Raw genomic sequence first — 22,478 nt, 5'->3', positions numbered from 1 at the left:
GTCGCCCAGCCGCAAGATCGCGGTCGACGCCGTGTTCGATTCGGTGTCGGTGGCGACCACCTTCCAGAAGGAGCTGAAGGCGGCCGGCGTGATCTTCATGCCGATCTCGGAGGCGATCCGCGAGCATCCCGAGCTGGTGCAGAAATATCTGGGTACCGTGGTGCCGACCACGGACAATTACTTCGCGACGCTGAACTCGGCGGTGTTCTCCGACGGCTCGTTCGTTTACGTGCCGCCGGGCGTGCGTTGCCCGATGGAGCTGTCGACCTATTTCCGCATCAACGAGCGCAACACCGGCCAGTTCGAGCGCACGCTGATCATCGCCGACAAGGGCTCCTACGTCTCCTATCTCGAAGGCTGCACCGCGCCGCAGCGCGACGAGAACCAGTTGCACGCCGCCGTGGTGGAGTTGGTCACACTCGACGATGCCGAGATCAAGTATTCGACGGTGCAGAACTGGTACCCCGGCAATTCCGAGGGCAAGGGCGGCATCTACAATTTCGTCACCAAGCGCGGCGACTGCCGCGGCAGGAATTCCAAGATCTCCTGGACCCAGGTCGAGACCGGTTCGGCGATCACCTGGAAATATCCGAGCTGCATCCTGCGCGGCGACAATTCGAGCGGCGAGTTCTACTCGATCGCGATCTCGAACGGCTTCCAGCAGGTCGATAGCGGCACCAAGATGATCCACCTCGGCAAGAACACGTCGAGCCGGATCATCTCCAAGGGCATCGCCGCCGGCAAATCGCAGAACACCTATCGCGGCCTCGTCAGTGCGCACCGTAAAGCCACCGGCGCGCGCAACTACACCGCCTGCGATTCGCTCCTGATCGGCGACAAATGCGGCGCGCACACCGTGCCCTATGTCGAGGCCAAGAACTCCTCGGCAACGTTCGAGCACGAAGCGACCACGTCGAAGATCTCCGAGGATGTGCTGTTCTACTGCGTCCAGCGCGGGCTCTCGCAGGAAGAAGCCGTCGGCCTCGTCGTCAACGGCTTTGTGAAAGACGTGCTGCAGCAACTGCCGATGGAATTTGCGGTGGAAGCGCAGAAGCTGATCTCGATCAGCCTTGAAGGTTCGGTTGGCTAATCCATCCCGCTTGAGGGCGCGGCCGACGCGCCCTGCGGGTGATGCTCAGGAAAAATCAGATGTCTCTGCTGGAAGTGAAAGATCTGCAGGTTCGTGTCGAGGAGCGCGAGATCCTCCACGGGCTGTCGCTCACGGTGAACCCGGGCGAGGTGCACGCGATCATGGGGCCGAACGGCTCCGGCAAGTCGACGCTGTCCCACGTTATCGCCGGCAAGCCCGGCTATGAAGTCACCGGCGGGCAAATCCTGTTCAGGGGCGAGGACCTGCTGGAGATGGCGCCCAACGAGCGCGCCGCCAAGGGCGTGTTCCTGGCGTTCCAGTATCCGGTCGAGATTCCCGGCGTCACCACCTGGAACTTCCTGCACGCGGCGCTCAACGCCCAGCGCAAGGCGCGCGGCGAGGACGAGATCTCGTCGCCGGCGTTCCTGAGGAAGGTCCGCGAGGTGGCGAAGCAGCTCAACATCCCGCAGGACATGCTGAAGCGCGGCGTCAATGTCGGCTTCTCCGGCGGTGAAAAGAAGCGCAACGAGATTTTGCAGATGGCACTGTTCGAGCCGGCCGTTTGCATCCTCGACGAAATGGATTCCGGCCTCGACATCGACGCGTTGCGGATTGCCGCCGATGGCGTCAACGCGCTGCGCTCGCCGGAGCGCGCGATGGTCGTGATCACCCACTATCAGCGGCTGCTCAACTACATCGTTCCCGATGTCGTGCACGTGATGTCGAAGGGCCGGGTGGTGAAGAGCGGCGGCAAGGAACTGGCGCTGGAGCTGGAAGAGTCCGGGTACGCGCAGTTCGAAGACGCTGCCTGATTAGGTTACGGGTTTTCATATGAACGTTGTAGCAAAGACCGAGACCGGACGCGCGCTGGGCGATGCATTCGCCGTGGTGCGCGATCGTCTGCCGGGCAAGGGCATGATCGCCGATCAGCGCCGCCAGGCGTTCGAGGCCTATGAACGATCAGGCCTGCCGCATCGCCGGATCGAGGACTGGAAATACACCGACCTGCGCGCCTTGATGCGCGAGGTGCTGCCGCTCGCGCCGGCGCCCGATGCGGCCGGGCTGGACCGCGCGGCTGCTGCCGTCAAGCTGCGGGCGATCGACGGCGTGCGCCGCCTCGTGCTGGTCGATGGCGCCTTCGCGCCTGATCTGTCCGATCTCGGCGGTATCGAGAAGGGGCTCAGCATCCGCGCGATGCGCGAGGTGCTCGAGGCCAGCGATGGCGGGCTCTCCGCCCAGGCCTTTGCCTCCGACATTTCCAATCCGATGATCGCGCTGAATGGCGCGATGGCGACCGATGGCGTCGTCGTCGAGGTCGCCAATGGTACGGTGCTGTCGCAACCGCTGCACATCGTCCACGTCGCATCCAGCGCCACACCGGCCTCGACGTTCACGCGTTCGCTGCTCCGGCTCGGCCGCGACACCGGCGTGACGCTGGTGGAGAGCTATCTCGCGGGCGAAGGCGCCAAGGCCTACCAGACCCATGACGGGCTGATCGTCGCGATCGGCGACAATTCGCGGCTCGATCACATCAGGCTGGTCGAGGACTCCATCGACGCGTTCAACATTTCCTCCGCGACGGTTATGCTCGGCGCGCACGCCCATTTCAACACGTTCGGCCTGACTTCGGGCGGTCATGTCAGCCGCTACCAGCTGACGATCACCTGCGCCGGTGAGGGCTCGACGGTCGAGACCAATGGCGTCAATCTGATCAACGGCAAGCAGCACGCCGACACCACGCTGTTCATGGATCACGCGGTGCCGCACTGCGCGAGCCGCGAGATCTTCCGCGCCGTCGTCGACGACCGTGCCCATTCCGTGTTCCAGGGCCGCATCATCGTCCGCCCGGACGCCCAGAAGACCGACGCCAAGATGATGACCCGTGCGCTGTTGCTGTCCGACGACGCGGAAGCCGACAACAAGCCGGAGCTCGAGATCTTCGCCGACGACGTCACCTGCGGCCATGGTGCGACCACCGGCGCGCTGGACGAGAGCCTGCTGTTCTACATGCGCGCCCGCGGACTGCCCGAGAAGGAAGCACAGGCGCTCCTGATCCAGGCCTTCGTCGGCGAGGCGATCGAGACCATCGCCAGCGACGCGCTGCGCGAGGTCGCAATTGCCACCGCGCAGCGCTGGCTTCAGGCGAGGGCGTGAGCATGCACAAGGCGGTCGCCAACGGCTCTTACGACGTCGCGCTGGTGCGGCAGGATTTCCCGGCGCTCGCCATGCAGATCTACGGCAAGCCGCTGGTCTATCTCGACAACGCCGCCTCCGCGCAGAAGCCGAATGCGGTGCTCGACCGCATGACCGAGGCCTACAAGAGCGAATACGCCAACGTGCATCGCGGCCTGCATTACCTCGCCAATGCCGCGACGGAGGCCTATGAGGGCGCCCGCGAAAAGGTCGCGAAGTTCATCAACGCCCGCCGCAATGAAGAGATCGTCTTCACCCGCAACGTCACCGAGGCGATCAACCTGGTGGCGTCGTCCTGGGGCGGGGTCAACATCAAGGAGGGCGACGAGATCGTCCTCTCGATCATGGAGCACCACTCCAACATCGTGCCGTGGCACTTCCTCAGGGAGCGCCATGGTGCCGTGATCAAGTGGGCGCCGGTCGACGACGAGGGCAATTTCCTGATCGAGGAGTTCGAGAAACTCCTGACCCCGCGCACCAAGATCGTCGCGATCACCCAGATGTCGAACGCGCTCGGCACGCTGGTTCCGGTCAAGGAGGTGGTCCGGCTCGCCCACGCCCGCGGCATTCCGGTGCTGGTCGACGGCGCGCAGGGCGCAGTGCATCTGCCCGTTGACGTCCAGGACCTCGATTGCGATTTCTATGCCTTCACCGGCCACAAGGTCTACGGGCCGACCGGTATCGGTGCGCTCTACGCCAAGCACGAGCACCTGGTGGCGATGCGGCCGTTCAACGGCGGTGGCGAGATGATCCGCGAGGTCGCCAAGGACTCGGTCACCTATGGCGATCCGCCGCACAAGTTCGAGGCCGGGACGCCGCCGATCGTCGAGGCGATCGGGCTCGGTGCCGCGATCGACTACGTCAATTCGATCGGCAAGGAGCGCATCGCCGCCCACGAGCATGAGCTGCTCACCTATGCCCAGGACCGCCTGCGCGAGATCAACTCGCTGCGCCTGATCGGCACCGCCCGCAACAAGGGCCCGGTGATCTCCTTCGAGATGAAGGGCGCGCATGCCCACGATGTCGCGACCGTGATCGACCGTCAGGGCATCGCGGTGCGCGCCGGCACGCATTGCGTGATGCCGCTTTTAGAGCGGTTCAACGTGACGGCCACCTGCCGCGCATCCTTCGGGATGTATAATACAAGGGAAGAAGTCGACCATCTGGCGCAAGCGCTGATCAAGGCGCGGGAATTGTTCGCATGACCGATACAGCCGAAGTCAAGACGGCCACCATGGAAACCACCTCGGCACTTCCCGCGGAGGAGACCGAGCGCATGAGCGGCGAGATCGTCGCCGCGCTGAAGACGGTGTTCGATCCGGAAATCCCGGCCGACATCTACGAGCTCGGCCTGATCTACAAGGTCGACCTCAAGGATGACCGCTCCGTCGACATCCTGATGACGCTGACCACGCCGAACTGCCCGGCCGCGGGCGAGCTGCCGCAGATGGTGGAGAACGCGGTGGCCAGTGTTCCCGGTGTCGGCGTCGTCAACGTCAATCTGGTCTGGGATCCGGCCTGGACGCCGGACCGGATGTCGGACGAGGCACGCCTCGTCCTCAATATGTGGTGATGCGTTAGGGAACTAAACTTAGGCTCAAGAAGATCGGCAATTGATTTGCCGCTGGGACTGACCACATGAGTGACATGACGCAAGCTTCACCAACCCCAGCCAAGCCGAAGCGGCCGCGCCCGCAGGTCATGAAACTGACCGATGCCGCCGCGGAGCGGATCACCGAGCTGACCAAACGCGCCGATTCCGAGATCGTCGGCCTGCGCGTCGGCATCAAGAACGGCGGCTGCGCCGGACAGTCCTATACCGTCGAATACGCCCACGAGATCCGCCCGACCGACGAAGTGGTCGAGGACAAGGGCGTGAAGATCCTGGTCGATCCGAAGGCTGTGTTGTTCCTGCTCGGCACCGAGATGGATTACAAGGCCGACAAGATGCAGGCCCAGTTCGTGTTCAACAACCCGAACCAGGTCTCCGCCTGCGGCTGCGGCGAATCGGTGCAGCTCAAGCCGGCCACTGTCTGATTGCTGCTGCGCCGGCCGGCGCGCAATCGCGCGCGCCGTGGAGCCGCCAGCCGATAACCACCATTGTTGCGCGTCGACGCTGTCGTCGACCATACTGCTGGCACGCCGCGGCAAACGGATGCGCGCCGGTCACGGGTGGGCATATGGACCGCGAATTCCTGAGTGACCTGTTCGCCGACTTCGGCCCGGTCACGCTGCGCCGGATGTTCTCCGGCTACGGCATCTCCGCTGACGGCACCAATTTCGCGCTCGCGCTGCGTGCCGGGCTCTACTTCCGTGCCGACGAGGAGACCATCCCGCAATTCGAGGCCGAAGGCTGCGGGCCGTTCCAGTACCAGACGCGGTCGAAGACGGTCACGGTGAATTCGTACTGGCAGCTGCCGGCGCGGTTGTTCGATGATTCCGAGGAACTCGCGGTCTGGGCACGCTCGGCGCTTGCCGCCGCCCAACGCGCAGCGCTGCGCAAGCGGCCGAGGAAACGATCGGTCGCGCGGACGGCGAAGGCACCTGCGAAGAAAGCTTCCGCGAAGAAGACCGCTGGCAAGAAGGCAGCGGTGAAGAAGTCAGCGGCGAAGCGACCTTCAAAGAAGCGATCGAAGAGGTCGTCGTCCTGAGAGGATGTGAAGCTTTGTCCACATCCACTGTTGTCGTCGCCCGGCTCGACCGGGCGACCCAGTACGCCGCGGCCTATCGGCTCAAGCACGACCGTCTCTGGAATACTGGATCACGCGCATGCGCGGGTGATGACACTGAGCAAGCTGAGTAAGCCAATTCCGTCATCCTGAGCGCGCATCGCGCGCGTCGCGAAGGGGGGCGGGCAGATCACGCCACCCGGGTCTGGGTTTCGGCGCTGTATTCCGGATCGGTCTCGCAGATCACCCGGTTGCGGCCGGCGCGCTTGGCGGCATAGAGGCAGGCGTCGGCACGCTCGATCAGCGAATCCGTGTCGTCGCCCTGTTTCAGCATGGAGACGCCGACCGAGATCGTGACGCGGCCGAGGATCTCGCCGGTCGACTTCTTCTTCAGTTCCTTGGCCATCACGGCGCGGCGGATGTGGTCGGCGACCGTCAGCGCCTGGCGCAGCGCGGTGTTGGGCAGCACGACAGCGAATTCCTCGCCGCCATAGCGCGCGGTGATGTCCTGGCCCTTGATGGTCTGCTTCAACGACTGCGCCACCAGCCGCAGCACCTGGTCGCCGGTGAGGTGGCCGTAGGAGTCGTTGAACGACTTGAAGTGATCGATGTCGAACATCAGCAGCGACAGTGGTTCGCTGCTGGCGAGCGCAGCCTGCACCGCCATGTCGATCGAGCGATCGAAATATTTGCGGTTGCCGAGACCGGTCAGCGGATCGGTGAGGCTCTCGGCGCGGATCGCCTCGAGGCTGTGCTGCAGGTCGCTGATCTCGGATTTCGACAGCGCGAGCCGGTTCTCCAGCGCCTGGTTGGTCTCGCGCATCTCGCGGGTCGATTTCGCCAGACTGTCGACGATGGCCTTGATGTGATCGCGGGTGGTCGCGGTCGCAAGCTTGCTGGTGGCGCCGACCAGGCTCGCATCGTAGGTCGCCGACACGCCGAGCGCGTCGGTGATCAGCTTCATGACGGCGTCGATCTCGCCGATCACGCGCGCGCCGACCTGGTCGATGCGGTCCGACGTCTTGATGTGCGAGAGGTAGGTTTCGTAGATCTGCTCGAGATCGGATTCGCTGAGCTTGCCGCTGCGCGCCAGCGTCTCGTTGATGACCTTGTTGAGCGGAGCGTTGTAGCCGGTCGCGTAGACGTACCAGATTTCGTAGTTGCGGGGCACGGCGGTCTGGCGAAGCGAGCGGATCTGGCCAAGCGCGACTTCGGCAAAGGCCAATGTACGTTCTTGTTCGTCCAGCAGCTTAACCACTGTTACGTCCCCAATGCGCGCAATGCCGGTTATGCCCGGCGGCAATGACTAAACTATTGGCGGGAAGGTACGGGACGAGAGTGAAGGCAAGGTAAATAGTGGAACCGCGGAGATATGGCCGCGACGATCGTCGGACGAGCTCGATTGCGCCGAGGATCGCGCACAGCTTTCGGAAGCTTTTCGCTTGCTCACGATTCCTGTGCGAAAGCTGCGCGTATTTGCTTCAAACCCGAAGGAATCACGCGCGCCTCAACCGTCGGCGACGACGGAGATTGCCCGGAATGCCGCCGCTGGCGCGGCGGGATCGGAGCCAACCTTAGGCGCGTGCGCGCACAGGTCGCAGCAGGAAGGCGGGTAGGTGCGAATGATCGCCGGGCTCGTGGTCCGCCTCTCGCTGCGGCCGGCGTGGCTCGGCACGCCCGATCGACGGCACATGCGACGGAGCCGGCGGGCCAGCGTTGCGGCCGTGGCGCGGTTCGCGCTCCGGCTTCGCTGCACGCTCCTGCCGGGGCTCCCGGTCCTGACGCGGCTCGCGTTCACCGTGAGGCGCTTCGCGTTCGCTTTGGCGCGCTTCGCGCTCACCGTGACGCGGCTCGCGCTCACGGCGCGGCTTGCGGCTGCCACGGGCACCATCGCGCGAACCTTCGCGGCTGCGGGAGCGGCGCGGCGCGGCGTCCTCGTCGGAGGCATCGCTGCGAACGGTGTAGTCGCCCTCGGCGCGCGGGATCGGCTGGCCGATCAGCTTCTCGATCGCGGTCATCGACTTGCTGTCGAGCGAGGTGACGATCGAGATCGCGGTACCGGTGCGTCCGGCGCGGCCGGTACGGCCAATGCGGTGGACGTAGTCATCGGGGTGGTGCGGCACGTCGAAATTGAAGACGTGGCTGACGGCCGGAATGTCGAGGCCGCGGGCGGCGACGTCGGAGGCGACGAGCAATGGAATCTCGCCCTTGCGGAATTGATCGAGGGCCGCGGTGCGCGCGCTCTGATCCATGTCACCGTGCAGGGCGCCGACACTGAAGCCGTGCTTCTGCAGCGATTTGTGCAGGACTGCGACTTCGCGTTTGCGATTGCAGAAGATAATCGCGTTGTTGAGATCCTTGGCGTCGCGCAGCAGGCGGCGGAGGATATCGCGCTTCTCGTGCGCTTCGCGGCCGGCCGGGACCTGCAACTGCGTCACCGTGACGGCGGCGGTCGCGGGCTTGGAGACTTCAATCCGTGCCGGATTATGCAGGAAGGCCTCGGTGATGCGGCTGATCTCCGGAGGCATCGTCGCGGTGAAGAACAGTGTCTGCCGCGTGAACGGGACGAGCTTGCAGATGCGTTCGATGTCGGGAATGAAGCCCATGTCGAGCATGCGGTCGGCTTCGTCGATCACCAAGAGCTCGACGCCGGTGAGCAGCAACCCGCCGCGTTCGGTGTGGTCGAGCAGGCGGCCGGGCGTTGCGATCAGGACGTCGACGCCGCGCGTCAGCTTGGAGTCCTGGTCGCCGAACGAGACGCCGCCGATCAGCAGCGCCACGTTCAGTTTCTGACCGGCGCCGTATTTGTCGAACTGCTCCTTCACCTGCGCGGCCAACTCGCGGGTCGGCTCGAGGATCAGGGTGCGCGGCATCCGTGCCCGGGCGCGGCCCTTCTCGAGGAGGGTGAGCATCGGGAGAACGAAGGCAGCGGTCTTGCCGGTGCCGGTCTGGGCAATGCCGAGCACGTCGCGCCGGGCGAGGACGTGCGGGATTGCCTGTTCCTGGATGGGAGTGGGGGTGGTGTAACCGGTGGCCGCAACTGCGGCGAGGACCTTATCGGACAGGCCTAGATTGGAAAAAGACATTGAGCCTCTGGTCGAAACCGCCGTTCGGCATCGCAGGTAAAAGGCTGTCGCGTTCGGCCCCGAAACGGCTCGCTTTTCTATAAAGCTCGGGGGCTCTGACTAACGCTGACGGACGGCAAACCTGACGAATCGCGTTTCGATCCGAGGGCCGCGTTGCCCCGCAACATAGGGGCGAAACCGGTAAAGTCAATCTATGAACCGGCCGATGGCCGAAAAAGCTTAATATTTTCGCAGAAATAAGCGTCGTTTCCGTCATTTTGCGGTCAAATGAATCACCACCCCCGGATCCGGCGGCCGGGCCTCGGCAGGGGTGTCCGCGCTATTTTTCGGCCTGGATTCGTCTGATGTCAGGCCCCCGGATGCGCCGGCCCCGCCACGGCCCGGTACGCCCTACCATGCATAGCGGACCGCGCCCTTGCCGGCGTAGGAGCGGGTCACGTTGGAGAATTCGCCCTCGAAGCTTGCGAGCGCCGACCAGCCATTTGCCCATTTCAGCTCGGCGGAGGCGGTGGTCAGGGCGGAGTCGGACGCCTGCGCCGCGCCGTTCACGACGAAGCTCGCGCCAGGCAGGGTCTGGAATGTCGCGGCGATGCTGCGGTCGGGGTTGAAGTCATGCGCCCAGGCCGCGCGGCCGCGTAGCGTCAGCACCGCACTGGAGAGCGCAAAGGATTTGTCGGCGCGCAGGCCGAGCTCGCTGCGCGCGTCGGTGACGCTCTTTGCGTTGTAGGCCAGCGCAAAGGTGTTGGCGCCGACGATCGCTTGTTCGGTGTGGCCCGGCAGCTGGAACGTCGTGAACTGGCCGGCGGCATAGGGCGTCAGGCCGATGCCGCCGATCCATGGCGCGACGAGGCGGTAGCCACTCTCGACGCGACCCGACCAGGCGTTGGCGTTGAATTCGGCGCGCAGGCGATCGACGCTCCCGACCGTCACCGTGCGGTCGGTGGTGACGTCCTGCCAGCCATAGGCCAGCGCACCGGCGAGGTAGGCTGCGCCGACATTGTGCCGAACGAAGGCGCCGGCCTGGAACAGGTCGGAGCGGCCGCCGCCACTGTTGGCGACGCTGAAGTTGGTGCCGCCGCCGGCGAGCGCAAAGCCCGCGATCGTGTTCGGCGAGAACCGATAGTCGGCGCCGATGGCGGTGCCGAACACCTGACTGGTGGTGTTGTTCGAGCCGAGCGCGTTGTTGCCGTCGGTGGTCTGTGAGCCGCCGTACGCCGCCGCCCACACGCTCCAGCGCGGATCGTAGCTCACGGCGATCGGCGCCTTGCGATAGACTGCGGCATAGGCCTCGCTGGTCGAACGCCTGGCTGCGTAGGCCAGGGAATTGTCGTCGGCGTAGGACGTGGCGCCGGCCGGCACGGTCGTCGCACCGCGACCGTCGATGAAGGGATCGAGCATCGTTCCCATGAACTGGTTCATGGCATTGAACGTGGTCTGCTGCGAACCGGCCGCGCTCTCGCCGGAGAGCTGGGTCAGGCCCTTCAGGAGATTGTCGCCCGACAGATTGAAGATCGCGCTGAACGCGGTGGAAAGGTTGGCACCGCCGAGCAGGCCGTTGTCGATCGCGCCCGCGACGCTCCTGTGGTTGATACCGGCATTGGTCGGCAGGATCGGCGAGAGCAGGCCGGGATCGAGCGACAGCAACACGTCGTTGCCGACATAGCTCAGCACCGGATTGCGGGCGAGGTTGTTGGCGAGCAACAAATTCGCCGAGCCGAATGTGCCGCTCAGCGTTCCCGCATTGACGATCGTGTAGGTGACCTTCCTGGTGATCCGTTCGAGCGGATCGACGATGACATTGCCGGCGATGTTGGCGGTGCCGGTTACGATCGCCTTGTCGCTGATCGTGTTGGTGACCTGCACCAGATAGGTCGCGGCCGCCGTCATGGTCAGGCTTGCCATCGTGATGGTGCCGGGCGAATTGCCGGGCGACAGCGTGCCGCTGATGACGGTGTTTCCGATGGTGCCGTTGCCGGCGAGCGTGCCGGTCGGGCCGACGGTGACGTTGGCGTTCGGCATCGCGCCGTTGAGGGTGAACAGGCTGTCGACGTTGACGGTGCCCACAAAATTTGAGTTGCCCGAGAAGCTCCAACTCGAGCCAGCGAGCAGTGCAAGGCTGGAGAAGCCCGAGAACTGCGCGCCGCTACCGAGCTTCGACAGATCGAAGCTCGTCGCGGTCGTCCCGCCGAACTGCAGGATGCTGGTCCCGGTGCCGATGACATTGCCGTTGAATGCGGCGCCGGACTGCATTTGCAGCACGTCGTTGGTGCCGCCGAACTGCACCGCGGTGCCGCCGGTGCCGGTGATGGTGCCGTTGGCGATCAGCGTCGTGGTGCCGCCCGACGTCGTGATGCCGGTGGCACCGGTGACGGAGGTCCCGGTGGTGATGAAGATGTTGCCCGGCGTCGAGCGCGATGCGGCGATGCCGATGCCACTGCTCAGCACACTGCCCAGCGCGTCGATCCTGATGTCGCCGAGACCGTCGCGCTGGGCGAAGATGCCGTAGCTGCCAGCTGCGAGGCCGCTCGCAACGACATTGCCTTCCGCGCGCAGCGCCAGCGTTGCGGCGTTGTCGGCGCCATGGGTAATGACGCCACTGATGCCGCTCGCCGCCGCACTGGTCGATGTTGCGCTTACGGTGCCCTTGGTGACGAGGTCGATGCCGCCGAGCCCCGCGGTGATGGACGAGAATCTGGAAATGCCACGGCTCAGCGTGATGCCGGTCGCGGCGCCGTCAGAAGTCGCGGTCACGTCGCCATTGGCGCGAACGGTAAGTGTGCCGGTGTTGACGATGGTCGGCGGCAGGCTGACAGTTGAGGCAGTAATTCCGGTGGCCCTGCTGCCGGCGCCGATCGCGGTGGCCGTCACGGCGCCATCGGCGGTCAACCGGGTCGCGCTCAGATTGTTTTGTGCCACGCTGATGCCAACCACTGTCGACGCGGTGTCGCTGATCGACGTTGCCGTCACGGCGCCGTGCAGATTGAAGTCGACCGGGACCACGCCGTAGGCTGCCAGGGACGCTCCGGTCACATTTGCGACTTGGCCGGATGGCGTCATGCCGGCAATCGTGATCGATCCGTTGGCGTTCAGTGCCGCGGAGCCGTTGCTGGATGTACTTCCCAATCCGGCGGAGAGGCCGATGACGGTGCCACCGGCCGAAGGAGAGGTGGAAGTCCTGGTGTCGAAGGTTCCGGAGATATCGCCATTGAAGGTCGCGGTGTTGGCGCCGGCGCCGGAAAAACCGACGGACGCCAGGGCGCCGTAGTAGGCCTGGTCGGGGCCATTTCCCTTGGCAGTATTGCCGTCCACGACGAGGCTGTTGTTGGCGCCGCCGCCGCCGGACACGGTAAGCGTCCCGCCCGTGATGCCGCGCGTCCGGACCGTCATGGTGCCGGAGCCGTAGTTCGTCAAACTCACGGAGCCGCTGACATCCTGATTGAGCTTCGCCGTGAACGCGCTGGTGTTGGCCGAATTGTTGGCCTGGAGGATGATGCCGCCCGCGACGCTCGCATTGGTGGTGAGGTCGACGGTACCGGTGCCGCCGTCCTGGAGATAGATGCCGCCGACGACCGCGCCGTTGGTCGTGACGGAAAGATTGCGCGAATAATAGCTGCCCTGTCCCATGCGGACGTAAATCCCGCCGCCTGTTTGGGTGGTGTCGCCGGTGACTGCGCCTGTCGCGATCGTGACGTCGGACTGGTTACCGTTGCTCAGGACGTAGATTCCGAGGCCGCCTCGGGTCACGATCTGGCTGCCAACCGTGTTGATGTTGACGCTACCCCCCGGTCCTGCACTCAAGACATTGATGCCGGTGCCGGCCGTGATCGTGCCGGCGGTCTGCGTAATCGAGACCGGACCACTGGCCGAGACGTTGATTGCGTACCAGTTGGCGGTGACGTCGGCCGATCCCGTGTAGGTGATCGGGGCTTGGCTGCCGCCGAGGAGCAGGATGCCGTCGTACAGAGCCGATGTGATGCCCGCGGGGTCGTTGTGATTGAACGTGATACTGCCGGAGGCGCTCACGACCACGCCGCGGGTCGTGATCTCGGCGCCGGCGTTGACGTTCACGGTGACATCACCGTTGAAACTCGTGTTGAGCCCGCCGTCCGACGGATGGGCGGCGTCGCAGAGCACGTTGCCGGTGCCGACGCCCGAGCAGTAGACCGCCGCCTCGGCCGTGGACGTCATCGCAATCAATGACGCCGATCCAAGCAGCGCGCCGCGCCACATCCCCGGCCTGCCGCCGCCGCCCGCCATGACCTTGCCCCCACACGCCATTGTAGCTGTTTGTTTCTGGCGTAACGGTCGTGCGGTGTCTTCTCAGTGCGCGCATACCGTCGATCCAAAGCGCACTTGCCGCCGAAATGAGCGCAAGTGTGGCCGCTCGGCACCATGCTGCACGGGCCGCTTCGAATCGGCGCGAGGGCAGCGCCGACGCGCGGTGCTCCCGTCCTAGAGCCCCGCGGCCCGGTACTCGCCCGGTGTCAGGCCCTCGGATGCGCTGAAGATCCGGTAGACGCTGCGCGGTGACGGTCTGCGAAAAGCTCGCCTCGAGTCGCCTCGAACAGGACGTGCAGGTAACGGACCGAGACGCCGAGCAGGTCGGCGACCATGCCGGGCGAGAGAGCCGGCTTCGCGAGATGACGCGTGATCAGGCGTCGCGCCAGGCTGAGCCGGCCGACGCGGAGCGCCTGCTGGGCACGGCGGCTACCCGGCCTGATCGCGCCGCGCTCGATCAGCGCGAGGTCGGCTACGATCTTAACCAGCGCAGGAATGATGGCGGTCTCACCGGCCTCCGTCGCGTCCTTGAAGTCGGCAAGGCAGGCCTCGAGCAACGGTGCCCAGCCGCGATTGCTTGCCGTCGGAGCGCTGTGACGAGCGGCCCCGAGGGCTGGCGCCTGATCCGGATGCAACTCCACGACACCGGGGACAACAATGCGCGCCGGGCTGCTGGATGACGCTTCCAGGCTCTGATCCTCGTGCTTACCGCGCATCGTGCATGACCCCTCGCTCTGCATAAGAGCGCGCGTCGCCGGTAACGAGATTTGCGGTGTCTTGTCCGGGCGAAGCGCCTGCGCGGTTCTGGCGAAATCGCCGGAAAATATCTTCTCAATGCGCGCAGGCTGTTCAGGTCGGTTCGGAGAGCGTCGGATTGCGCGGCGGCGTGCTCGGTCGCCGGCACGGAAATAGCCATGCTTTAGCAACCCGCAACAGCCCCAGGGCGCGTGCGCGTCCGAACCGCCGCTTAGGCCAATCGCGCCCGGTAATCGCCCGGCGTCATCGATTCCGACGCATTGAAGAGGCGGTAGAACGTCGCAAGGCTTTCGAAGCCGCAGGCAAAGGCGACCTCGGCGATCGTCTGCCCCGGCGTCTCGCGGAGCAGGCGGCGGCTCCGCGCGAGCCGGAGCACGGTGACGGTCTCCGAGAAGCTCATCTCCGTCTCCTCGAACAGGATGTGCAGGTGACGGACCGAGATGCCGAGCAGGCCGGCAATCAGCCTTGGCGACAGCGCCGCATTCGACAGATGCCGCCGGATCAGGCGGCGGGCCAGCGACAAATGGCCGGTTCGCAACGCCTGCTGCGCGAGCCGGCTCTTCGGCCGCATGATGCCGCGGTCGATCAGCGCGATATGGGCGAGCGCCTGCACCGTCGGAGGCGCGTCCGCCGCCGCGGCGTTGCTGCCTTCGACCAGGTCGCGGAAGCATGATTCCAGCAGCTTCCGCAGCGCGGTCTGATCCGGCACGGGCCTGGGAACGAGTTCGCCGAGCTCGGCGCCCGGCGGGATAATCCCTGCCACCGGGATCTTGATGATGCGCAGATGGAAGCCGTCGTCGTGCAGCGGGACGGTGCGATAGGGCAGGTCCGAATAGCTGGTCGCGAACATGCCGTCGCGAACCGCGAACTCATCGAGCCGTGCGCCGCCGAACCAGCCGCCACCGCCGAGCTGCTGATAGATGCACAGGCTGTCGCTCTGCGCATCGGCGATGTCAGCTGCGCGCCGTTCGACGCGGTAGGGCGAGGCGCGCAGCTCGACCAGTCCTGCATCGCCGAGCTTGCGCAGCGAGAACTCGCCGAAGAAGTCCGCCCGCTGCTCGGGCTCGAGCTCCGCGGTGACGCCGAACAACCCCTTGGCGCGCACCTCGCGCCAATAGTCAAAGCGATCCCGGGGATCGACTTGCTCAGTGGACCATGTGTACACGGAAAAGCTCGTGGAAAACCTGTGGGACCTGCGGAGAGCTCGAGCCGGATGGAGAGGGCGAATCTTATCACGCGGACCGGAAAAAGAAACTTGACCTGAGAGGGGCATAGCGCCTCATTCAGGACGGGGTGGCCGGTCGGAACGGCCATCCGCAGCCGGCCTTGAACCGGCCAAACGGCTGATCCGACTATTAGGCGGCGGTCGCGCGGGCGGCGCACTTGTCGTGCAGGCGGGGAATCGGATGAAGAGCTGGCTTTCGAGACTTTCGGCGACCGTTTTGGCGATTGGATTGGTCGCATTGGCGGCGCCCGCCCAGGCCGAGAAGCGCGTCGCGCTGGTGATCGGCAACAATGACTACAGGAACGTACCCAAGCTGCAGAAGGCGGTGAACGACGCCCGCACCATGGGCGACACGCTGAAGCAGCTCGGCTTCAACGTCATGGTGGCCGAGAATTTGAACCGGCAGGCGTTCTCCGAGACATTGCTCGCTTTCGACCGCGCCGTGGAACCAGGCGACACCGCGTTCTTCTTCTATGCCGGCCACGGCTTCGAGATCGCCGGCCAGAACTTCCTGCTGCCGACCGACGTACCGGCTGCGACCGAAGGGCAGGAGGAACTGGTGCGCGACGCCTCGGTGCTCGCCGACCGCATCATCGAGCGGTTGCAGAACAAGAAGGCGCGTACCTCGATCCTGGTGTTCGACGCCTGCCGCAACAATCCGTTCGAACGCGCCGGCACGCGCGCCGTTGCCGGCGGCGGCGGACTGGCGCCGATGACGCAGCTGCCCGAAGGCGTGTTCTCGGTGTTTTCGGCCGGGCCGCGCCAGACCGCGCTCGACCGTCTCTCGAACGACGATGCCAATCCCAATTCGGTGTTCACGCGGACTTTTGCCAAGGAACTGCTGCAGCCAGGCGAGAACATGGTGCAGGTCGCCCAGCGCACGCGGCGCCTGGTCAGCGAGATGGCCGACACCGTGAAGCACAAGCAGATCCCGGTCTATTTCGACCAGATGGTCGACGATGTCTTCCTGAACGGAATCGCGAAGGGGCAGGCCGAGGCGGCCAAGCCGTCCGCTCCACCGCAGCAGGTGGCCGCGCTGCCGCCGGTCTCGGTGCCGAAGCTGCCGAAGGAGGATACCGTCAACGCGCCGATCGCGAGCTTCTCGCGGCACAATGGCGGCTGGTCCGTCGTGTTCTCGATCGCTGATCCGACGCTCGGAATTTCCTGGCGGATCGGCGACAGCGGCGATTTCCGCGAGACCGGCTTCATGGACACGCTCGATCCGCGCACCCGCAAGCGGATGCCCAATCCGTCGATCGAGCTGCCGGCCGACGCGCCGGCCGCCACGATCCAGCTGCGCTATGTCGATACCCAGGGCGAGATGCAGGGGCCGTTCCCGATCAAGTTCGATCCCGACGCCGCGCTGATCCGCGACCAGCGCAAGATCCTCGACATGACCGCGACGAGCTGGCTGTCGTTCCGCGAGTTCAACGGACTGCTGGTCTACTACACCCATTTGATGTCGTATCGCTGCGCGATCCGCGAGGTGCGGATCGGCATCGATAGCGCGGTGCCGGACAAGGTCTTGAAGATGCCGGCCTGCAATCAGCGCGATCCGAGCGCGATCCCGTCCGACGCGCAGCCCTATCTGAAGCTCGCGCCGCAGACCAAATCGGTCTCGGTGGAGTTGACCTATCGCGACGGCAGCGTGTCGGAAATCAAGACGTTCAGGCGATAGGCTTGCAGCCCAGTCGTCCGATCCGCGCTACAATCAAGACCTGAGGCAGCGTGAGGACGGCATCATGGATGCAGGCAATCCGGAGCAGGCGAACAGGCGTCGGATGAAGGTCCGCTGCTGCGTGGTCGGCGGCGGCCCGGCCGGCATGATGCTCGGCTATCTGCTCGGACGCGCCGGGGTCGACGTCGTGGTGCTGGAGAAGTACGCCGACTTCTTCCGCGACTTCCGCGGCGACACCGTGCATCCGTCGACCCTGCAGGTGATGGACGAGCTCGGTCTGATCGAGGGCTTCCTCAAGCTGCCGCACCAGGACATCCAGAAGCTCGACGGCATGTTTGGCGGCGCCCCGGTGCGAATCGCCGACCTCAGCCGCCTCAGCGTCAAATATCCCTTCATCGCGATGATGCCGCAGTGGGACTTCCTCAATTTCCTGCGCGAGAGCGGCCGGCGCTTTCCTTCGCTGCAGGTGCTGATGAGCGCCGAGGCGACCGACCTGATCCGGCGCGGCGCCGCCGTTACGGGCGTCCGGGCCAACACGGTTGACGGTCCTGTCGATATCGAGGCCGACCTCACGATCGGCTGCGACGGCCGCCATTCCATCGTGCGCGAGCGCGCCGGCCTCGAGGTCGAGGAGATCGGCGCGCCGATGGACGTGCTGTGGTTTCGCGTCGGCCGCCGTCCGGACGAGACCGAGAATCTGTTCGCCCGTGTCGAGCACGGCAAGATGATGGTGACGTTCGACCGCGGCAACTATTGGCAATGCGCCTATGTGATCGCCAAGGGGCAATACGAGGCCGTGAAGGCGAGGGGGCTAGCGGCGCTGCTCGACGACGTGGTGCGTCTCGCGCCGATCCTCAGGGACGGCATTGCCGACGTCAAAAGCTTTGACGACGTCAAGCTTCTCACGGTGGCGATCAATCGCCTGACGCGCTGGACCCGTCCCGGCCTGCTCTGCATCGGTGACGCCGCGCATGCGATGTCGCCGATCGGCGGCGTCGGCGTCAACCTCGCGGTGCAGGACGCGGTCGCCACCGCCAATATCCTGGCGGCCAAGCTCGTGCACGGCTTGCCGTCGGAGGACGAGCTCGATGCTGTCAGGCGTCGCCGCGAATTTCCGGTGCGGGTCACGCAGCGCATGCAGGTGATCGCGCAGAACAACCTCATCACCGCGGCGCTGAAGCCGGGCGATCAGCCGGCGCCATTGGCATTGCGGCTGATCACGGCGATGCCCTGGCTGCAGGGCCTCACGGCGCGTCTTGTCGCTGTCGGCGTGCGGCCGGAGCACGTCCATTCGCCGGCGGCGCGCTGATCCGCGCGGTCGGAAATTATCAAGGACAACAGTTACTTAAATTGGTCATTAAAAGTTGCTTGGTCGCGCCGGTCAGCGCGCTACTCAACAGGATGCAGGAGCCCCGGCGATCCGCCGGGGCTCTTGTGTTTCAGGCCATCACTGAATAGCCGCCATCGACCGGGATCGCGGTGCCGGTGACGAAGTCGGAGGCCGGCGACGCCAGGAACACGGCGATGCCCGCGAAGTCGTCGATCGCCCCCCAGCGTGCCGCCGGCGTGCGTGCGAGCACGCGCTCGTGCAGACCGGCCACCTGTTGACGCGCGCCCTTGGTCAGATCGGTGTCGATCCAGCCGGGAAGGATGGCATTGACCTGGATGTTGTCGGGAGCCCAGGCGTTGGCGCAGGCGCGCGTGTACTGCACGATGCCGCCTTTGCTCGCGGCATAGGCCGCAGCGAAGCTCGCGCCGAAGATCGACATCATCGAGCCGATATTGATGATCTTGCCGTGGCCCGACGCCTTGAGCGCCGGGTAGGCCGCCTTCGAGCAAAGGAACGCGCTGGTGAGGTTGGTGTCGATCACCTTGCTCCATTCGTCGAGCTCGAGCTCGTGCGGCGGCTTGCGGATGCTCATGCCGGCGTTGTTGACGAGGATGTCGATCCCGCCGAGCTCGCCAATAACCCGCTCGATCATCGCCGCGACCGCCGCCTTGTCGGTCACGTCGGTTGCCACCGCGATCGCCTTGACGCCGCGCTTGCCGAGATCTTCGACCGCCGCTTTCGATTTCGCCTCGTTGCGGCCGACCACGGCAATCGCGGCGCCGGCGTCCGCCAGGCCGCGCGCCATGCCGAGCCCGATGCCGCCATTGCCGCCGGTGACGATGGCGACCCGGCCCGAGAGATCAAACTGTCCGTTTTTCATTGTTGTTGTCCGCTTTGGTTTGAACCGGGGATCAAGAGTGCCCGATCGCCACAACGCTGACCAGATCAGGCGCAGCCGGGCGGCTCTGCGCCAGCCGGCATGCGCAGGGGACTGCCTCGCGAAGACGTTAGCGCAACAAAAAAGCCCCGGACAATGCCGGGGCTTTTGGTCTGCTATCAGCAGAGATCAGTACTTGGCGACAACCGGGCCGGTCCAGTTGAAGCGGTAGACCAGCGCGGTGCTGATGGTCTGGACGAGCGGCCTGAAGGTGATGTCGCGACCGTTCGAGATATTGGTGCCGTCAGCCAGCTCGGAGATGTTCCTGTTGTCGTAGTAAGCGGCGCGGTACTCGGTCTTCATGAACCAGCCCGGCGCGGTGATGCCGAAGATGTTCAGGTTGTTCTCGACGCCGCCGCCGACGAACCAGCCGCTGCGATCGAAGCCGTCGGTGTGCAGACCCGAGGGAAGAGCGGTCGCGGTGTTGAACAGCGTGGTGCCCTTCCAGTGCGAGCTGGAGTAACCGGCGTTGACGTAGGACAGAACGTTCGGAGCGACCAGATAACCCAGGCGCGCACCGGCGGCCCAGCTGTAGTCGTTCTTAATATTGCCGGCGAGGAACGGACCCTGATCCTGGATCGTGCCCTTCAGGCTGCCGAACTGACCGTCGGCGAACACGCCGATAACCCAGCTGTTGGCGGTCTGCCAGTCGTAACCGGCGCCGACGGTGCCATACCAGCCATCGCCGCCCTGGCGCTGGTTGAAGCCGAGGATCGGCGCGCCCGTGGTGGTCGACTGGACACCGGTGTCAGCGTCCCAGATGCCGCCGCCGCCACCGCCGAAGATGTAGAAGCCGGTCCAGCTCGGAGCGACCGGGAGCGGAGCGGGGGCCTTGGTGTAGGGGCGGGCGGCCAGGTCGGCAGCCGACGCCGAAGCCGTCATCGCAGCAACCGCGGTCAGAGCGAGCAAAATCTTCTTCATTTCCAAATCCTCGACTTTAGCGTTCGATCGGGTCGCTGACGGGAGCGCCTTGGCACCGATTCCCGAAACTCATGTTGGGGACTATACGTGGTTCCGCCGGAAATGCTGTTGCGGGTGAGACACAACCGCCCGAAAACGAAATCGTCGGCGCTCTCGGAAAAGGCGAATGAAAACGGCCGCCCCGATCAGGAGGCGGCCGGAAAATCATTTCAAATCAGTTGGTTGTGACCTAGACGTCGAGCAGATCGTCGCTCGCGAATTCGGCCTTGTCCGAGATGAAGGTAAAGCGGGCTTCCGCCTTGGTGCCCATCAGCCGCTCGACCGAGTCGGCGGTGCCCTCGCGATCGTCGGCGAGCAGCACCACGCGCAGCATCATGCGCTTGGCCGGATCCATCGTGGTTTCCTTCAGCTGCGCCGGATTCATCTCGCCAAGGCCTTTGAAGCGATTCACCTCGACCTTGGCGTTGGCGTTGAACTCGCTCTTCAGCAATCGATCTTTATCTGCGTCGTCGCGGGCATAGACGGATCTGGTGCCGTGGGTCAGCTTGTAGAGCGGCGGCACCGCCAGATAGAGATGCCCCTCGTCGATCAGCCGCGGTATCTGCCGGTAGAAGAAGGTGATCAGCAGCGATGCGATGTGCGCGCCGTCGACGTCGGCGTCGGTCATGATGATGATGCGCTGATAGCGGAGATCCTCTTCGCGGTAATGCGCGAGCGTGCCGCAGCCGATCGCCTGCACGAGATCGGAGAGCTGCGCGTTGGCGGTCAGCTTGTCCTTGCCCGCAGACGCGACGTTGAGGATCTTGCCGCGCAGCGGCAGCACGGCCTGCGTCTTGCGATCGCGCGCCTGCTTGGCGCTGCCGCCGGCCGAGTCACCTTCGACGATGAACAGTTCGGAGCCTTCGGTGCCGGCGTCGGAGCAATCGGCGAGCTTGCCGGGCAGACGCAGCTTCTTGCCGGCGGTCTTGCGCGCGGTTTCTTTCTCCTGGCGGCGGCGCAGCCGTTCCTCGGCGCGATCGATCACGAAATCGAGCAGCCGGTTGGCCTGGTTCGGATTGCCTGACAGCCAGTGGTCGAACGGGTCCTTGATCGCCTGTTCGACGATGCGCTGCGCTTCGGCGGTAGCGAGGCGATCCTTGGTCTGACCCTGGAATTCAGGCTCGCGCACGAACACCGAGAGCATGACGGCCGCGCCGACCATCACGTCTTCCGAGGTGATGGAGGCTGCGCGTTTGCCCTGGCCTGCACGTTCGGCATGATCCTTCAAGCCGCGCAGCAGCGCGCTGCGCAGGCCCGATTCATGCGTGCCGCCGTCGGGTGTCGGCACCGTGTTGGTGTAGGACGACAGGAAGCCGTCGGCATCGGCGGTCCAGGCCACCGCCCATTCGCAGGCGCCATGCGCGCCGCTGCGGCCGGACTTGCCGGAGAAGATATCCTGATGCACCAGCGTGTCGGCGTGGATCGCCGCAGCCAGATAATCCTTCAGGCCGCCGGGGAAGTGGAATTTGGCTTCCGCCGGGACGTCTTCGACGCCCTTCAACAGCTCCTGGTCGCAGCGCCAGCGAATCTCGACACCGCCGAACAGATACGCCTTCGAACGCGTCATCTTGAACAGACGTTGCGGCTTGAAGGCCGCCTTGGCGCCGAAGATGTCGGTGTCCGGCTTGAAGCGGATACGGGTGCCGCGGCGGTTGTTGATCTTGCCGAGGTCTTCGAGCTTGCCCTTGGGATGGCCGCGCTCGAAGGTCATGCGGTGCAACTGCCCGCTGCGCGCAACCTCGACCTCGAGCCGCGAGGAGAGCGCGTTGACCACGGAGACGCCGACACCGTGCAGACCGCCAGAGGTCTCGTAGACCTTGGAGTCGAACTTGCCGCCCGAATGCAGCGTACACATGATGACTTCGAGCGCCGACTTCTTCGGGAATTTCTTGTGCGCGTCGACCGGAATGCCGCGGCCATTGTCGGTCACGGTCAGGAAGCCGTCGGCGGTCAGCTCGACCTCGATGAAGGTGGCGTGCCCGGCAAGCGCCTCGTCCATCGAATTGTCGATCACTTCGGCGAACAGGTGATGCAACGCCTTTTCATCGGTGCCGCCGATATACATGCCGGGGCGCCGGCGGACCGGCTCGAGCCCTTCCAGCACCTCGATATCATCAGCGGTATAGCTGGCTTCGGCGCCTGAGGTCGGCCGGGAAGCAGCCTTCGCCGGGGCGCGGCCCTTCGGTTCCGGGGCTCCGAACAGATCTTCAGCGGATTTGCTTTTGGCGTTCGACTTCAATGCTTTGGCCATGGTTCTTCAAGTGGCGCGCCAGTTT

Annotated in this window: 17 protein-coding genes; 9 read left to right on the top strand and 8 right to left on the bottom strand. The window is 65.1% G+C overall.

What is annotated here, in order from left to right; translation table 11 throughout:
• The 7 genes from sufB to K359_RS53815 all read left to right on the top strand — a co-directional run.
• The coding region (gene sufB, locus K359_RS0134445) for a Fe-S cluster assembly protein SufB (protein WP_029083377.1) at positions 1–1,090 on the top strand (1,090 nt) is incomplete at its 5' end.
• A 59-nt stretch (positions 1,091–1,149) separates the two neighbouring features.
• Positions 1,150–1,902: a Fe-S cluster assembly ATPase SufC gene (gene sufC, locus K359_RS0134440; RefSeq protein ID WP_029083376.1), complete on the top strand. Its 753-nt coding sequence runs from the start codon at positions 1,150–1,152 to the stop codon at positions 1,900–1,902.
• A 19-nt stretch (positions 1,903–1,921) separates the two neighbouring features.
• Positions 1,922–3,244 carry a Fe-S cluster assembly protein SufD gene (sufD, locus tag K359_RS0134435; RefSeq protein WP_029083375.1) on the top strand — a complete coding sequence of 441 codons (1,323 nt, stop codon included), beginning with the start codon at positions 1,922–1,924 and terminating at the stop codon, positions 3,242–3,244.
• Positions 3,241–4,488, top strand: a complete 1,248-nt coding sequence (locus K359_RS0134430) for a cysteine desulfurase (RefSeq protein WP_029083374.1) — start codon at positions 3,241–3,243, stop codon at positions 4,486–4,488. Before sufD ends, K359_RS0134430 begins: the two co-directional genes overlap by 4 nt.
• The gene (locus K359_RS0134425; RefSeq protein WP_028342143.1) at positions 4,485–4,856 is read left to right on the top strand and encodes an SUF system Fe-S cluster assembly protein; all 372 of its coding nucleotides are present in this window, start codon (positions 4,485–4,487) and stop codon (positions 4,854–4,856) included. The genes K359_RS0134430 and K359_RS0134425 overlap by 4 nt, the downstream gene beginning before the upstream one ends.
• 74 nt (positions 4,857–4,930) lie before the next feature.
• Positions 4,931–5,320 (top strand): iron-sulfur cluster assembly accessory protein, encoded by a 390-nt coding sequence (locus K359_RS0134420; RefSeq protein WP_029083373.1) that lies wholly within the window; start codon positions 4,931–4,933, stop codon positions 5,318–5,320.
• Positions 5,321–5,463: 143 nt separating this feature from the next.
• Entirely contained in the window at positions 5,464–5,934 is a 471-nt protein-coding gene (locus K359_RS53815) for a TfoX/Sxy family protein (protein WP_035977620.1), read from the top strand.
• A gap of 208 nt (positions 5,935–6,142) precedes the next feature.
• Here K359_RS53815 and K359_RS0134410 read toward each other — a convergent pair whose 3' ends face one another.
• The 5 genes from K359_RS0134410 to K359_RS0134390 all read right to left on the bottom strand — a co-directional run bounded on the left by K359_RS0134410 (position 6,143) and on the right by K359_RS0134390 (position 15,237).
• A complete protein-coding gene (locus tag K359_RS0134410; protein WP_029083372.1) occupies positions 6,143–7,210 on the bottom strand; it encodes a GGDEF domain-containing protein in 1,068 nt (355 codons plus the stop codon).
• A gap of 316 nt (positions 7,211–7,526) precedes the next feature.
• Positions 7,527–9,038 carry a DEAD/DEAH box helicase gene (locus tag K359_RS0134405; protein WP_029083371.1) on the bottom strand — a complete coding sequence of 504 codons (1,512 nt, stop codon included), beginning with the start codon at positions 9,036–9,038 and terminating at the stop codon, positions 7,527–7,529.
• Positions 9,039–9,428: 390 nt separating this feature from the next.
• On the bottom strand, positions 9,429–13,295 hold the full coding sequence (locus tag K359_RS57510; RefSeq protein ID WP_051346565.1) for an autotransporter outer membrane beta-barrel domain-containing protein: 3,867 nt from the start codon (positions 13,293–13,295) through the stop codon (positions 9,429–9,431).
• A 227-nt stretch (positions 13,296–13,522) separates the two neighbouring features.
• The gene (locus tag K359_RS53805; protein ID WP_156928800.1) at positions 13,523–14,032 is read right to left on the bottom strand and encodes a hypothetical protein; all 510 of its coding nucleotides are present in this window, start codon (positions 14,030–14,032) and stop codon (positions 13,523–13,525) included.
• A 251-nt stretch (positions 14,033–14,283) separates the two neighbouring features.
• On the bottom strand, positions 14,284–15,237 hold the full coding sequence (locus K359_RS0134390; protein ID WP_029083369.1) for a helix-turn-helix domain-containing protein: 954 nt from the start codon (positions 15,235–15,237) through the stop codon (positions 14,284–14,286).
• Between the two features lie 241 nt (positions 15,238–15,478).
• On the opposite strand from K359_RS0134390, the gene K359_RS0134385 reads away from it, so the two are divergent.
• Positions 15,479–16,975, top strand: a complete 1,497-nt coding sequence (locus tag K359_RS0134385; protein WP_029083368.1) for a caspase family protein — start codon at positions 15,479–15,481, stop codon at positions 16,973–16,975.
• Between the two features lie 64 nt (positions 16,976–17,039).
• Positions 17,040–18,284: an FAD-dependent oxidoreductase gene (locus K359_RS0134380; RefSeq protein ID WP_029083367.1), complete on the top strand. Its 1,245-nt coding sequence runs from the start codon at positions 17,040–17,042 to the stop codon at positions 18,282–18,284.
• A gap of 130 nt (positions 18,285–18,414) precedes the next feature.
• On the opposite strand, the gene K359_RS0134375 is transcribed toward K359_RS0134380, so the two are convergent.
• The 3 genes from K359_RS0134375 to parE form a co-directional block, all read right to left on the bottom strand.
• Positions 18,415–19,185 (bottom strand): SDR family NAD(P)-dependent oxidoreductase, encoded by a 771-nt coding sequence (locus K359_RS0134375; protein WP_029083366.1) that lies wholly within the window; start codon positions 19,183–19,185, stop codon positions 18,415–18,417.
• 186 nt (positions 19,186–19,371) lie between these two features.
• Positions 19,372–20,163 carry an outer membrane protein gene (locus K359_RS0134370; protein WP_029083365.1) on the bottom strand — a complete coding sequence of 264 codons (792 nt, stop codon included), beginning with the start codon at positions 20,161–20,163 and terminating at the stop codon, positions 19,372–19,374.
• 229 nt (positions 20,164–20,392) lie between these two features.
• Positions 20,393–22,453 carry a DNA topoisomerase IV subunit B gene (gene parE, locus K359_RS0134365; protein WP_029083364.1) on the bottom strand — a complete coding sequence of 687 codons (2,061 nt, stop codon included), beginning with the start codon at positions 22,451–22,453 and terminating at the stop codon, positions 20,393–20,395.
• Positions 22,454–22,478: the final 25 nt, after the last annotated feature.

The organism is Bradyrhizobium sp. th-b2, assembly GCF_000426785.1.
Lineage (GTDB): Bacteria > Pseudomonadota > Alphaproteobacteria > Rhizobiales > Xanthobacteraceae > Bradyrhizobium > Bradyrhizobium septentrionale.
Note: the sequence above shows the minus strand (reverse complement) of the source record. Positions and strands in the feature narration are given on the sequence as shown.